The organism is Trichococcus pasteurii (genome assembly GCF_900112935.1).
Classification (GTDB): domain Bacteria; phylum Bacillota; class Bacilli; order Lactobacillales; family Aerococcaceae; genus Trichococcus; species Trichococcus pasteurii.
On record NZ_FONM01000001.1, the window covers coordinates 376,020 to 390,244 of the forward strand.

At 49.5% G+C, this 14,225-nt stretch carries 11 protein-coding genes; 9 read left to right on the top strand and 2 right to left on the bottom strand.

Features of this window, described 5'->3' with window-relative positions:
- The first annotated feature begins 116 nt into the window (after positions 1–116).
- The 6 genes from BM184_RS01790 to BM184_RS01815 all read left to right on the top strand — a co-directional run bounded on the left by BM184_RS01790 (position 117) and on the right by BM184_RS01815 (position 7,729).
- Entirely contained in the window at positions 117–758 is a 642-nt protein-coding gene (locus tag BM184_RS01790) for a pentapeptide repeat-containing protein (RefSeq protein ID WP_086942297.1), read from the top strand.
- 31 nt (positions 759–789) lie between these two features.
- The gene (locus BM184_RS01795) at positions 790–1,446 is read left to right on the top strand and encodes a DUF6198 family protein (protein WP_086942298.1); all 657 of its coding nucleotides are present in this window, start codon (positions 790–792) and stop codon (positions 1,444–1,446) included.
- 271 nt (positions 1,447–1,717) lie between these two features.
- The gene (licT, locus tag BM184_RS01800) at positions 1,718–2,557 is read left to right on the top strand and encodes a BglG family transcription antiterminator LicT (RefSeq protein ID WP_086942299.1); all 840 of its coding nucleotides are present in this window, start codon (positions 1,718–1,720) and stop codon (positions 2,555–2,557) included.
- Positions 2,558–2,691: 134 nt separating this feature from the next.
- Entirely contained in the window at positions 2,692–4,647 is a 1,956-nt protein-coding gene (locus BM184_RS01805; RefSeq protein ID WP_086942300.1) for a beta-glucoside-specific PTS transporter subunit IIABC, read from the top strand.
- Positions 4,648–4,889: 242 nt separating this feature from the next.
- Positions 4,890–6,308, top strand: coding sequence for a glycoside hydrolase family 1 protein (locus BM184_RS01810; RefSeq protein ID WP_086942301.1), 1,419 nt, complete (start codon positions 4,890–4,892; stop codon positions 6,306–6,308).
- Positions 6,309–6,319: 11 nt separating this feature from the next.
- A complete protein-coding gene (locus BM184_RS01815) occupies positions 6,320–7,729 on the top strand; it encodes a 6-phospho-beta-glucosidase (RefSeq protein ID WP_086942302.1) in 1,410 nt (469 codons plus the stop codon).
- A gap of 255 nt (positions 7,730–7,984) precedes the next feature.
- On the opposite strand, the gene pdxT is transcribed toward BM184_RS01815, so the two are convergent.
- Positions 7,985–8,557, bottom strand: coding sequence for a pyridoxal 5'-phosphate synthase glutaminase subunit PdxT (pdxT, locus tag BM184_RS01820; protein ID WP_086942303.1), 573 nt, complete (start codon positions 8,555–8,557; stop codon positions 7,985–7,987).
- A gap of 2 nt (positions 8,558–8,559) precedes the next feature.
- On the bottom strand, positions 8,560–9,450 hold the full coding sequence (pdxS, locus tag BM184_RS01825; RefSeq protein WP_086942304.1) for a pyridoxal 5'-phosphate synthase lyase subunit PdxS: 891 nt from the start codon (positions 9,448–9,450) through the stop codon (positions 8,560–8,562).
- A 147-nt stretch (positions 9,451–9,597) separates the two neighbouring features.
- Between pdxS and BM184_RS01830 the strand changes: the two genes are divergently transcribed.
- From BM184_RS01830 to BM184_RS01840, 3 genes are all read left to right on the top strand, one after another.
- A complete protein-coding gene (locus BM184_RS01830) occupies positions 9,598–11,013 on the top strand; it encodes an aminotransferase-like domain-containing protein (protein ID WP_086942305.1) in 1,416 nt (471 codons plus the stop codon).
- 338 nt (positions 11,014–11,351) lie between these two features.
- Positions 11,352–12,746 carry an aspartate aminotransferase family protein gene (locus BM184_RS01835; protein ID WP_086942306.1) on the top strand — a complete coding sequence of 465 codons (1,395 nt, stop codon included), beginning with the start codon at positions 11,352–11,354 and terminating at the stop codon, positions 12,744–12,746.
- A 26-nt stretch (positions 12,747–12,772) separates the two neighbouring features.
- Positions 12,773–13,960: an iron-containing alcohol dehydrogenase gene (locus BM184_RS01840; protein ID WP_086942307.1), complete on the top strand. Its 1,188-nt coding sequence runs from the start codon at positions 12,773–12,775 to the stop codon at positions 13,958–13,960.
- The last annotated feature ends 265 nt before the right edge of the window (positions 13,961–14,225 follow it).

The following is a 14,225-nucleotide window of genomic DNA, read 5'->3' on the forward strand; positions in this document are numbered from 1 at the left end:
CTTGCCTTCATTATATCACTCCGGACGAAAGAGGAGATCGCGAAAGCAATGATATCTAAGCGACGATTATTCAGGTATACTTAAAGAAAGAAAACCATCAGGAAGGAATGAACTAAGTGCCCGCCAAAATCATGGAACCCATTCTGCCAAAGGATTTACCTGAAAAAAATTTCGCCGACTGTTTCGATCCGGATGAGCCTTACATAGAGCATGCCATCTTCAAAGATACTGCCATCGACCTTGGCGACAGACGGGGAGTGGAGTTCACCGAAGTCAGATTCCAGAACGTGACTTTCAGCGAAACGACAGTACCTCAATTGTACTTGCGGGATGTCATCTTCGAAAGCTGCGATTTCGCTAATGTTCAGTTGGATGAAGTCACGATGAAGCGGGTCCGCTTCGTGAATTGCCGTCTCATCGGCACCTCGATGACTGAAGGGGTCTTTGAGGATGTGATCTTCCGGGAATGCAACCTGCAGATGGCGGCCTTGGGATTCAGCAAGCAGAAGAATGTCCGTTACGAGAACTGTCGCCTGAATGAAGCCGATTTTTATACATGCAAACTGAAGAAAGTCGATTTTTCGGAGTGCGAGCTGTCCGGGATCAATTTCACGGGGACTCCCCTGAAGGCGATCGACATCAGCAGTTGCCGATTCGAGCGAATCAGCGTCACGCTTGAGGATCTCAAAGGCGCGATCGTCAGCGAGGAACAGGCGCTGGCCTTTGTTGTGATGCTCGGACTGGTCATCAAAGAGTAAAAAATGTGAAGGATAGAATAAGGAGGACGATATGGAGAAAAAAGTGTTAGCAAGTGAACTTGCTTTGGCGATGGGCGTGATGTGCAACGCCATTGCCGTGTCGTTGATGATCAAAAGTGAATTAGGGGTGTCGACGATTTCATCCGTGCCGGTGGTGTTGAACGAAATGTTTGCGCACGTGACGATCGGCAGCTGGAACTTTCTCTTCCAAGTGGTCCTTGTGGTGGTGATGGCTCTGATCACGCGGAAATTTTTGGGTTATGTTTTTTCAATTGCATTGGCTTTGCTTTTCGGCTACCTGCTGGATTTCTTTGAATTGCTTTTTTCGGGAATCGTCGCAAACATACCGCTGCGGATCGTGTTCTTTTTCACCGGATTTTTCATGTTGTCGCTTGGGATCAGCCTGATGTTGAATTGCCGCTTGCCGGCTCTTCCGTTCGACTTGTTCGTACGTGAGATGTCCGAGCATTTCGGACTAACCGTCAAGCAGATGAAGACGGGATTCGACGCCGTTTGCGTCGGATTGAGTGTTGTCTTCTCGTTGCTGTTCCTGGAGGGAATCGCCGGAGTCGGGCTTGGGACCGTGTTCGCCATGCTCTTCACTGGTACGGTGACGCAACATTTCGTGAACCGATTGAACAGCCGCTTCGTTTTCCAGAAAATGATGACAATCAAAGAACGCGCGTAACGCAGTGGCTGCCTCCTAGCGAGGCAGTTTTTTTTCATTTATTTCAAACTGTAAAAATCGCTTTCAAAAAAATGTTGATCCATCAACGAAAAAAATGAAAATAGATTTTTTCGTGGAAAGGGCTTGCATCTTTTTATTGGAAGTGCTAACATGTTGTTCATAGGATTGTTACTGGTTGTGCAGGCAAAACCTAAATTGATACGAGATGATGTGCACATCATTTGGTGTTAGTTTAGGTTTTTTTTAATGGAAGGGGGAATGGGGATAATCGATGAAGATTGAAAAAGTCTACAATAACAACGTAGTGCTGGCGAAAGCCGGCGATTCATCCGAAGTCATTGTGATGGGAAAAGGGATCGGTTTCCAGAAAAGATCAGGGGACGTTTTCGACAAGTCTTTGATCGAGAAGACCTTCGTCATCCAGGAAAATGATTCAGCAGATCAACTAAAGGCCATTTATCAAGATTTACCGCAAGAAGAATCAGATGCCATTTTTAAGATCATCCAAGAGGCCGAGACGAGGCTGAATCATATCTTCCAGGCAAACGTCTATCTGACGCTTGCCGACCATATCCATTACGCCATCCAGCGGACAAAGGAAGGGATCGACTTGACCAATCCTTTGGCCTTCGAAGTGAAGAAGTTCTATCGTAGGGAGTACGAGCTCGGAAAAATCGGGCTGGAACTCATCGCGGAACACACCGGTGTCATGATGGCACCCGATGAAGCGACATCCATCGCTCTTCATTTTGTGAATGCGCAGAAGGAAGGCCAACTGATCGAAGAGACAATGAAAGTGACCCGGATCGTTCAGGATATCCTGAACATCGTCCGTTTGCATTTTGGAGTCGCCTTTGATGAAGACTCGATTTCCTATAATCGTTTCTACACCCATCTGCAGTACTTTGCGCAACGGGTCGTCATGGGGGAAGTTTTCCAGACGGCTCCGGATACCTTCTTATTGGAGCAAGTGAAGGCCAACTATCCGAATGCCTACAAGTGCGCGAATAAAATCTCCACCTATGTCGGAAGTGCCCATCATTTCCAGGTCGGTACCGACGAGATTGTTTACCTCACGATCCATATCCATCGGGTTGTGCAGCAAAAGTGAATACCTAAGATGCTCTCAAGAGGATTGTTACTGGTAAAGCAGGCAAAACCTAAGTAGACAGCAGCGGAAGAAATTCCCATGCTCTCTATTTAGGTTTTTTTTATTAAAAAATAATAGAAAAAGAGGGATATAACATGAAGTATGAAGAATTAGCAAAAGACATTTTGGCTCATGTGGGCGGCAAAGAAAACGTCCGCAGCCTGGCGCACTGCATCACGCGTCTGCGTTTCAAATTGGTTGACGAAAGCAAAGCGGACACGGAATATCTGAAAAAACGCGAAGGCATCGTTACCGTCATCCAAAGCGGCGGCCAGTATCAAGTTGTCATCGGCAACCATGTACCGGATGTATACGCTGCAGTCAACGCAGTCGGCGGATTGAACGGCGGCGGCGAAGTAGCTGCTGAAGACGAAGGTCCAAAAGGCAGTATTTTCAATCAGTTCATCGATATGATTTCGAAAATTTTCCAACCGATTCTGGGACCTTTGGCAGCCACAGGGATGCTGAAAGGTGTGGCCGCATTTTTGGTGGCAGCGGGCATGTCGACTACGGATGGGGCTTATGTCCTGATTCAAGCAGCCGGTGATGGATTCTTCAACTTCTTGCCGATCTTCCTTGCTTATACAGCCAGCAAACATTTCAAAATGAACAGCTTCACAGCGATGGCAGTCGCTGCTGCAATGGTCTATCCGGGCATGGTCAATCCTGCTGGTGTTGATCCGTTGTACACTTTGTTCGCTGGCAGCATTTTTGAATCGCCGATCTTCATGACCTTCTTGGGCTTGCCGGTCATCATGATGAGCTATGCTTCATCGGTTGTGCCAATTCTGTTGGCTGTCTTCCTGGGTTCCAAAGTCGAAAATGTCTTGAAAAAAGTCATTCCGGATGTTGTGAAATTGTTCATGGTGCCTTTCACGACTTTGTTGATCGTCGTTCCATTGACCATCTTGTTTGTCGGACCGCTCTCCACATGGGCTGCAACGTTGCTAGGAGCTGGAGTATCATTTGTCTATAACTTGAGCCCAATCGTCGCAGGTGCTGTTTTGGGAGGCGGCTGGCAGGTATTCGTCATGTTCGGCTTGCATTGGGGCTTGGTGCCGATCGCAATCAACAACTTGGCGACGCAGGGCTATGACCAGTTATTGGCAACTGTATTAGGTGTTTCTTTTGCACAGACTGGTGCGGTATTGGCTATTTTGTTGAAAACGAAAGAAGCAAAAGTGAAACAATTGAGTATTCCGGCTTTCATTTCCGGCTTGTTCGGGGTAACTGAGCCAGCTATCTACGGTATTACATTACCAATGAAACGTCCGTTCCAATTGAGCTGTATTGCTGGTGCCATCTCCGGTATCGTTGCAGGTGTTTTCCAATTGACAAGCTACCGTATGGGCGGCTTGGGTGTGTTCGCTTTCCCTAGCTACTTGGATGCAAATGGAACAATGAGCTTCAACTTCTGGGCTTCCATCATTGTATGTGCAGTAGGGCTTGTTGCAGGCTTCCTGCTTGTATTCTTCTCAAAAATTCCGGTTCTTTACGGAGAAACTGAAACTGCAACAACTGCAACAAATACAACAACATTGAGCACAAACTCTGTAGTTGTTGAAGCAATGAAAAAAGACTTGAGCGCAGCCGCTGAAAAAGATTTGGTCGCTAGCCCAATGATCGGCGAAATGGTTGTCTTGTCAGATGTTCCGGATGAAGCTTTTGCGACTGGTGCACTTGGTAAAGGGATCGCAATCCGTCCGACTGTCGGTGAAGTCTATGCTCCAGCAAACGCAACTGTAACACTCTTGTTCCCAACCCAACATGCAATCGGTTTGACCACTGAAAACGGAACGGAAATTCTGATTCACGTCGGAATGGATACGGTCCAATTAGAAGGTAAAGGCTTCACGAGCCACGTACAACAAGGCGATAAAGTCGTAGCCGGACAATTGCTGTTGGAATTCGACATCGACTTTATCCAAAAAGCAGGCTATGAAATCATCACACCGATCATCGTCACAAACAGCAACGACTACTTGGATGTCATCACGACGAAAGAAGCAACCTTGACTGACGGCGACTATCTGCTGACGGTCATCGCATAAACAAAAATATTCGGGAAATCAATCTTAACCGCAAGCAATATTTCCGGATAAAAACCAGATATCCGGGGAAAAAACCTAGACCGCAAGCCAAGTTCTCGAATAATAACCAGATATTCGGGAATTAGGTTTGTGGTCTCAGGCGCCCGAACCCATTTGGGATGAATTGCCATCATTCAGGGCTGTCCCGCAATGAGTCAGACCCGTGCATAAAATAGAACCAGAAAAAGAATAGGAGCGATCACATGCAAACTGTATTTCCAAAAGGATTTTTATGGGGTGGCGCAACAGCCGCAAACCAATACGAAGGTGCTTATAATGTTGACGGAAAGGGGCTTTCCGTTCAGGACGTAACCCCTCAAGGCGGATTCGGACCGATCACCGACGGACCGACACCTGACAACATGAAATTGGAAGGGATCGACTTCTACCACCGTTACAAAGAAGATATCGCCTTGTTCGCTGAAATGGGCTTCAAAACATACCGTACATCCATCGCTTGGACGCGCATCTTCCCGAACGGCGACGAAACCGAACCGAACGAAGCTGGCTTGCAGTTCTATGATGACCTGTTCGATGAATTGGCAAAATACGGCATCGAGCCGCTGATCACGCTTTCCCACTACGAAACGCCGCTGCACTTGGCGCGCGAGTACGATGGCTGGGTCAACCGCAAAATGATCGGCTTCTACGAAAACTACGTGCGCACCGTCTTCACGCGCTACAAAGACAAAGTCAAATACTGGCTGACGTTCAATGAAATCAATTCGATCATCCACGCGCCATTCATGAGCGGCGGGATTGCAACTCCTCCGGATCAATTATCGAAATCCGACTTGTACCAAGCTTGCCACCATGAATTGGTAGCCAGCGCCTTGGCAACAAAAATCGGCCACGAAATCAACCCAGACTTCAAAATCGGCTGTATGGTCATCGCAATGCCGACGTATCCGTTGACTTCCCATCCTGATGATATCATCGCGGTTATGGAAGCGGATCGCCAAAACTTCTTCTTCTCGGATGTGCATGTACGCGGTGCATACCCTGGTTACATGAAGCGCTATTTCCGTGAACACGGCATCGAGTTGAATATCACGCCGGAAGATGAAGAAATCCTCAAGAACACTGTCGATTTCGTTTCCTTCAGCTACTACATGAGTTCAACGGAAACGGCTGATCCTACAAAGAGAGCAGCAGGCGAAGGCAATATCTTGGGCGGTATCCATAATCCGTACCTGGAGGCTTCCGAGTGGGGCTGGCAGATCGATCCAAAAGGCTTGCGTGTTATTCTGAATACCTTCTGGGATCGTTACCAAAAACCATTGTTCATCGTCGAAAACGGTTTGGGTGCAGTCGATCAGCTGGTGACCGGTGAGGACGGACAACCGACCGTCAACGATGACTACCGCATCAACTACTTGAACGACCACCTGGTGCAGGTTGCTGAAGCAATCGCAGACGGTGTCGATCTGATGGGCTACACGACTTGGGGCTGCATCGACTTGGTCAGCGCATCCACTGCAGAATTGAAGAAACGTTACGGCTTCATCTATGTCGACCGCCACGATGACGGATCCGGCACTTTGAACCGTTACAAGAAAAAATCATTCAACTGGTACAAAGAAGTCATCGCTACAAATGGCGCATCTTTGGTACAGAAATAGGAGGAATTGTCATGTCTGCAGGTAAAGGATTTCCGGAAGGTTTCTTCTGGGGCGGCGCTACTGCCGCCAACCAATTTGAAGGAGGTTGGGACGCTGATGGGAAGGGCCCGTCTGTCATCGACCAACTGACCTGCTCGCGCGACTTTGCTGAACGCTTTGCAGGCGTCGGCGACTACTACCCTTCGCACATCGGCATCGATTTCTATCACCGCTACAAGGAAGATATCGCTTTGTTCGCAGAAATGGGCTTCCGGATGTTCCGGATGTCCATCGCTTGGACGCGGATTTTCCCGAATGGCGATGAACTGGAACCGAACGAAGCCGGCTTGGCCTTTTACGATGACGTCTTCGATGAATTGGCGAAATACGGCATCGAACCATTGGTGACGATTTCCCATTTCGAAATGCCGCAATATCTGGTCGACCACTACGGCGGCTGGAGAAACCGCAAACTGATCGGCTTCTTCGAAAGATATGCGACAACCTTATTTGAACGCTATCAAGGGAAAGTCAATTATTGGCTGACCTTCAATGAAATCAACATGGCGACGTTCCTGCCGCAGATCTCGATCGGTTCGAAAGCCGAAGCGGGCGAAAGCCAGGAAGAAGTCATGTATCAAGCCTTGCATCACCAGTTCGTCGCCAGCGCTTTGGCAACGAAGGCTGCGCGGGCAATCGATCCCGAGAACCGCATCGGCTGCATGATCGCCTATGCACCGGTCTATCCGTTGTCGGCAAAACCGGAAGATGTTTGGTCGGCGCAACGTAAAGAAGAAGAAAAACTGTTCTTCTCAGATGTCCATGCCCGCGGGTATTACCCGCCGAGCAAACTGGCTTATTTCGCTACTAAAGGCATCAACGTTACGTTCGAACAAGGCGACGAGGAAATCTTGGCTGCACATACGGTCGATTTCATTTCCTTTAGCTACTATGCTTCCAGCGCAGCCAGTTTTGCGCAATCCGGTGTACCGGGTGAAGGCAATGCTTTAATGGGCGAGAAGAACCCATACTTGGCGGAATCGGAATGGGGTTGGCAAGTCGATCCGTTGGGTCTGCGTGTCGCTTTGAATACGTTCCATTCCCGTTACCAACTGCCGCTGATGGTGGTCGAAAACGGTTTGGGTGCTGTGGATGAAATCGTCGATGGCGAAATCCATGACGATTACCGCATCTCCTATCTCCGCGACCATGTTAAAGCGATGCGTGATGCGATCGTGCTTGACGGCGTGGATCTCGTCGCCTATACGTCTTGGGGCTGCATCGACCTGGTTTCGGCTGGTACGGGCGAGATGGCGAAACGCTACGGCTATATCCATGTGGACCGCAACAACGACGGTTCAGGCAGCTTGGATCGCCTGAAGAAGGATTCCTTCTACTGGTACCAAAAAGCTATCGCCAGCAATGGCGAAGATTTGGACTAAACAAATACAAAATCCCCTGTTTCACGCTAGGCGTGGGCAGGGGATTTTTATTTGCCTATATGCGGTTGGGCTTCAGCCGGGATGTCCGATAATGGTGAGATATCGGACAAGAAGGTGCCTGTAAGGGTTGTGGATGTCCGATAATGGTGAGATATCGGACAAGTTGATGCCTACAAGGGTTGCGAATGTCCGATAACAATAAGATATCAGACAGTCCGGTGCCCATAAGAGGTGTATGCGTCCGATAATAGTGCTTTATCTGACTTTCTTCAAAAAGTACTCGAATGCCGACAGATCATCGGTCAATTCCGGATGGAAAGCCGTGACCAGAATCTGGTCATTTTCAGCCGCTACGATTTTGCCGTCGATGCTGGCCCGCACCCGTACGCCGTTGCCCACGGAGCGGATGTAAGGGGCGCGGATAAAGACGGCTTCCACCGGTTCGGCGATGCCTTCAAAAGGCAGCCGCACTTCGAAACTGTCGACTTGGCGCCCGAAGCCGTTCCGTTCGACTTCGATGTCGATGAAGCCAAGCCGCAATTCAGCGGGTGCATGGCTGCTGTCCGTGCTGCAAAGGATCAGTCCAGCGCAGGTGCCGAAAATCGCTTTGCCAGAAGCATAGAACTGCCGCAAAGGTTCCTCCAGCTGCTGTTCGCGGATCAAACGGCCGATGGCGGTCGATTCACCGCCAGGGATGATCAGCCCATCCAAGCCGTCCAGATCGCCAGGCAGTTTCACGGCAGTCGCAGTGACACCCAATTTATTCAGAGCCTGCAGGTGCTCCGTGACCGCACCCTGCAAGGCCAATACGCCGATTTTTTTCGTCATGCTTACCAGCCTCTTTCCTGCATGCGTTCGGAGGCGTGGAGCGTGCTGATGTCGATCCCTTTCATCGGTTCGCCCAAGCCTTTGGACAGTTCGGCCAACAAGGCATAGTCCTCGTAATTGGTTGTCGCGCGGACGATGGCGCGGGCGAATTTTTCGGGATTTTCGGCTTTGAAGATGCCGGATCCGACGAAGACGCCATCCGCGCCCAAGCTCATCATCAAGGCCGCGTCAGCAGGTGTTGCGACACCGCCGGCAGCGAAGTTCACGACAGGCAATTTTCCGAGCAGTTTGATTTCCTTGACCAATTCGTAAGGGGCTCCGATTTCCTTGGCGAATGTCATCAGTTCATCGTCCGATTTTGTGATCAACTGGCGGATTTGGCCGTTGACTTTGCGCATATGACGGACGGCTTCCACGATATTGCCGGTCCCCGGCTCGCCTTTCGTGCGCAGCATTGAAGCTCCTTCACCGATGCGGCGCAGCGCTTCACCCAAATCGCGGCAGCCGCAGACGAAAGGAACAGTATAGTCGGATTTCAAAAGGTGGAACTCCTCATCGGCAGGGGTCAGCACTTCGCTCTCGTCGATATAGTCAACGCCCATCGCTTCCAGGATGCGTGCTTCGGTGATGTGGCCGATGCGTGCTTTCGCCATGACGGGGATGCTAACCGCGTTCATCACTTCCTCGACGATGGTAGGGTCCGCCATCCGTGCAACACCGCCGGCTGCGCGGATATCCGAGGGCACGCGCTCCAAGGCCATGACCGCTACGGCACCAGCCGCCTCGGCGATCCTTGCCTGCTCCGCATTAACGACATCCATGATGACGCCACCTTTTTGCATTTGGGCCATCCCGCGTTTTACTTTTTCCGAACCGATGATTTTAGTTGTCATAAATAATCCTCCTTGGTTTAAATGATAAAATGATTAAAGAATGGTTAAATCATAATCCCTTTTTTCAGAAACACCTACATCCAATTGGACTGTTTCCGAACCAACCAATTTGGTGTATAATGAGTGGAAACCAAGGAGAGTGAAGGAATGGCGGAATGGAGACTGGACCAGGATAGGGGCATGCCGCTCTATCAACAGCTCATGCAGCTGATCGAAGAGAAGATAAAAGCCGGAGATTTGGTCCCCGGCCGAGCCTTGCCGGCGGAACGCAAGCTGGCGGAGGAACTGCAGGTCAACCGGTCGACCGTCATCCGGGCACTGGAAGAACTGACGACGCAGGGAATCCTCATCCGCAAAAGGGGCAGCGGCACATTCGTGAATCCGAACAAATGGGGGATGCAGACAAGGCCCACCATCAATTGGCGTACTTCCTTAACGCCGGATAATCTTTCGGTGGACACCCCTTATCAAAGGGACGTCAAAGAGCTGTTGGCGCAGCACCGATCGCGCGAAATACTGGATTTGGGGAATGGGGATTTGCCGAAGGACCTTTTGCCGGAACTGAAGATCCCGGATATTTCGCTGGGGGAAATGTTGCATGGGGAAGCGACCTTCATCAGGGAGAACCGAGGGATCAAAGCGACGAGGGAAAGTGTCCAAAAACACCTGCAGACTGCGTACGGGATGACTGTCCCGCTGGAGGAAATCTTCATCACTTCGGGAACCCAGCAATCATTGTTTTTGATCACGCAAGGGCTTTTGAAGCCAGGCGATGCGATCGGCATCGAGGCTCCTTCCTATTTCTATTCTTTGCGGCTTTTTCAGGCTGCCGGTCTGCGGATTATTCCGATTCCGATGGATGGCGAGGGAATGACCGTCAATGGCCTTCAGGAAGCTTCCTTGCAGTATCCTCTGAAGATGATTTTTCTGAATCCGATTTTCCAGAATCCGACAGGAACGGTCATGAGTCCGGAGCGGAAACAGGCCATACTTGATTATTGTTTGCTGAAGCGCATCCCGATTGTGGAGGATGATGCATATGGCAGCTTTGTTTTTGATGAAACGGTTGATAACCGTCCGTTGAAAAGCCTGGATAAACGGCAACAAGTGCTGTATCTCGGTTCCTTATCCAAATTTGCCGGCCAGCACATCCGGATCGGATGGATGGTTGGGCCAGCCGCCATTATCCGGGAATTGGCCGACATTCGGGATCAGATCGACTCCGGATTGAGTTTCTTGCCGCAACTGTTGGCCGAACATTATTTGACTAGTGAAATCACTGCCCATCTCCCGATAATCGTTTCGGCTTTGAAAGAAAGAGCTGATAAATTGCAGACCTGGCTCCGAAACAAATATGGACAAGAGATAAGTTTTGAAGCGGCAAAAGGCGGCTACCATCTTTATTGTCGCTTCGCCAATAAAACCGATGCTGAGATGGATGAGCTACTTCAGGAATTGTTGGAAGAAAAAGTGGTCGTGAAGGAAGGCATCCAATTCGGCGACAAAAAAAATGCGGTCCGTTTCAGTTTCGGCCATTTTGTGGAGCGGGATATAAAGTCATGAGTCCGGATTGTCCCGGAAATCCTTACATTTCCGCTCCCGTTTGCTGGGCAATATTCTTTAAATGAAATGAAAACGAAAAATAAATCGATATCCATGTCAGGAAACCTTCCGTAAAGATAACGGGAGGTTTTTTTCTTGGAATCCTTTATGTATCAAAGATATTGACCGTTATTGCAACCTTGTTCCCAAAGCGATGTGAACGAAACTGACATCACATAACAGAAAATGTCCTATCCCGTGTCACGAAATGTTTTTTGTTTGCCTGACAAATCTATATAATCAAACCATCGAAGTTACAAAAGATATTACAAGTATGCATGAAAAGGGGAGCGAGCTTTATGACAGGAACAACATCACTAACGGAAACAGAATTAAGATATCAATTGCCGGAAATCATCACTGCAGCATTGCCGGGGGAAAAGGCAGCAGCCATCCTGGCACGGAGATCTGAAGCGATCCCTCCCTCTTTGACATGCGTCTACCCGGTTGCGATCGCGAAGGCAGAGGGGGCCATCATCGAGGACGTGGACGGCAACCGCTTTTTGGATTGGGTCGGAGGCGTAGGCGTTCTGAATATCGGCCACCGCCACCCGAAAGTTGTCGAAGCAGTCAAAAAACAGGAGAACGATTATTTTCATGCGATGATCAATATCCTTACGAGCGAAAAGTATATCGCATTGGCTGAAAAAATGAATGAAATCGTTCCGGTGAAGGGCTTCAAGAAGCGGACGTTCTTTGCGAACAGCGGTGCGGAAGCGATCGAAAACGGCGTAAAGGTGGCAAGAGCCTACACGAAACGTCCGAATGTCATCGTGTTCTCTGGTGCATTCCACGGGCGTACGTTGCTGACGACGCATATGACTGCGAAAAAAGCCAACTCGGTCGGCTTGGGGCCATTTCCGGATGGCATATTCCGAGTTGATTATCCGAACCTTTACCGCAAACCGGCCTATTATACGGATGAAGAGGCAGTTGCCTATTACATCGAACGCATCAAACGCGCCTTTGATGAATTGACGCCGGCCAGCCAAGTCGCTGCCATCGTGTTCGAGCCGGTGCAAGGCGAGGGTGGCTTCATTCCGGCTCCAATCGAATGGGTCAAAGCTGTCCGTCAGATTTGTGATGAAAATGGCATCATGATGATGACGGATGAAGTACAGACCGGATTCGGGCGCACAGGTAAACTTTTCGCATCTTCCTACTACGAAGAAGCTGGCTGTGCACCGGATATCCTGTGTACGGCAAAATCAATCGCAGGCGGTTTCCCACTCAGCGCCATCGTTGCCCGTGACGAAATCGTCAAAGGGATCGGGGGCGGATTGATCGGAGGCACCTTCGGAGGCAACTCGGTATCCTGTGCTGCGGCACTTGCGACGATTCAAGTCATCGAAGACGAAAATCTCTGCGAACGTTCATTGGAACTGGGTGCAGCTTACACTGCCCGCGTTGAGGATTGGCAACAGCAATACAAAGAAATCGGCGATGTGCGCGGCTTGGGCGGCATGATCGGCGTTGAATTCATCAAAGACCGTCTGACTAAGGAACCTGCACCGGAATTGGTGAATGCGTTGATCCAACATTGCGTTCAGAACGGCCTGATCATCGAAAATGCAGGCACCTACGGGAATGTGGTTCGCTTCCTGGCCCCGTTGGTCATGACGGATGATCAGTTGGAGGCTGGCCTTGCCATCTTTGAAAATGCAATCGATGCCTTGTGCACAAAGTTAGCATAATTATCTGAAACCAATGGGGGAATTTTATGTCACCGTCAGCTGAAATCATGGATTTTGAATTCTATAACCCTGTCCGGATCGCGTTCGGACGGGATCAGGTCAAAAAAATCGACAAATTTGTTCCAAAAGATGCAAAAGTGCTGATCACCTATGGAGGCGGCAGCGCCAAACGCTCAGGTACCTTCGAACGTGTCGTGGAGGCTCTGGGCGACAGGGAATGGGGCGAGTTCGGCGGCATTCCGGCGAACCCGGTCTTTGAATATCTGATGGATGCTGTCGAGAATATCAAAACGGAAGGCTACACCTTCCTGATTGCGGTGGGCGGCGGATCGGTCATCGACGGCACGAAATTCATCGCGGCCGCAAGCCTGTTTGAAGGCGACCCGATTGATATCTTCGCAAGCGGCGTCGGCAAAGGGCTGCCGGTCGAAAAGGCTATGCCTTTCGGGACGGTATTGACGATTCCCGCGACTTCTTCGGAAATGAACCCGATCACTGTAGTCAGCTTTGAGGAATTGCAGGCAAAGGTGAGCATCAAAAACGAGAACCTCTTTCCGGCTTTTTCGATTCTGGAACCCGAATTGACGTACACTTTGCCGAAAAGGCAATTGGCGAACGGCCTCTCTGATTCCTTTGTCCATGTCATGGAGAACTATTTGACCTATCCTGTCGGTGCAAAGCTGCAGGATCGCTGGTCTGAAGGCATTTTGCATACTTTCATCGAAATCGGGCAGGAAGTCCTGGCGGATGAGGAGATTGATTACAACACGCGGGCGAATTTCATGTGGACTGTCACGAACGGCTTCAACGGATTCACAGCTTCCGGGGTGCCGGGGGACTGGTCCAGCCATGCCTTGGGCTACGAAATCACCGCATTGAACGGTACCGATCATGCCCGTACGCTTTCGGTCATCTTGCCTGCCACCATGAAGGTACGCAAAAAGGAAAAATGGGATAAGCTGCTGCAGTACGCAGAGCGCGTATGGGGTGCCGATTCCGGTGATGAAGAAGCGCGGATCGATTTTGGCATCCGCAAAACCGAGGAATTCTTCCGTTCATTGGAAATGCCGACCCGATTCAGTGAAATCGGCATCGAAGAGACGGACATCGACTACATGGTTGAACAACTGGAAGTCCACAAGCGCGATCGCCTTTCGGAGCGCGCTGACCAGACACTGGATATCAGCAGAAAAATCTACGAAATGGCGCTGTGATAGAGCCAGTAAATGAAAACAAAGACTATACTGATGCATATGAAACTAAAGACACTCGTATATTAAATAAAAAAGATTTTAAGAATCGGTATTATTTATAACTGTTTGCTAATAAGACCGCCAAAGAAAGTATGTTTTGATGTGAATTGTATTCCTGTGAAAATCTCCAAACAGGAGGTATTTCATAGGGATATATTTTTGTGTGTAATAAAAGAACATAGGGCAGAAATTTAAGCTGCTGTTATCAGAAATACCGTACTTTGCA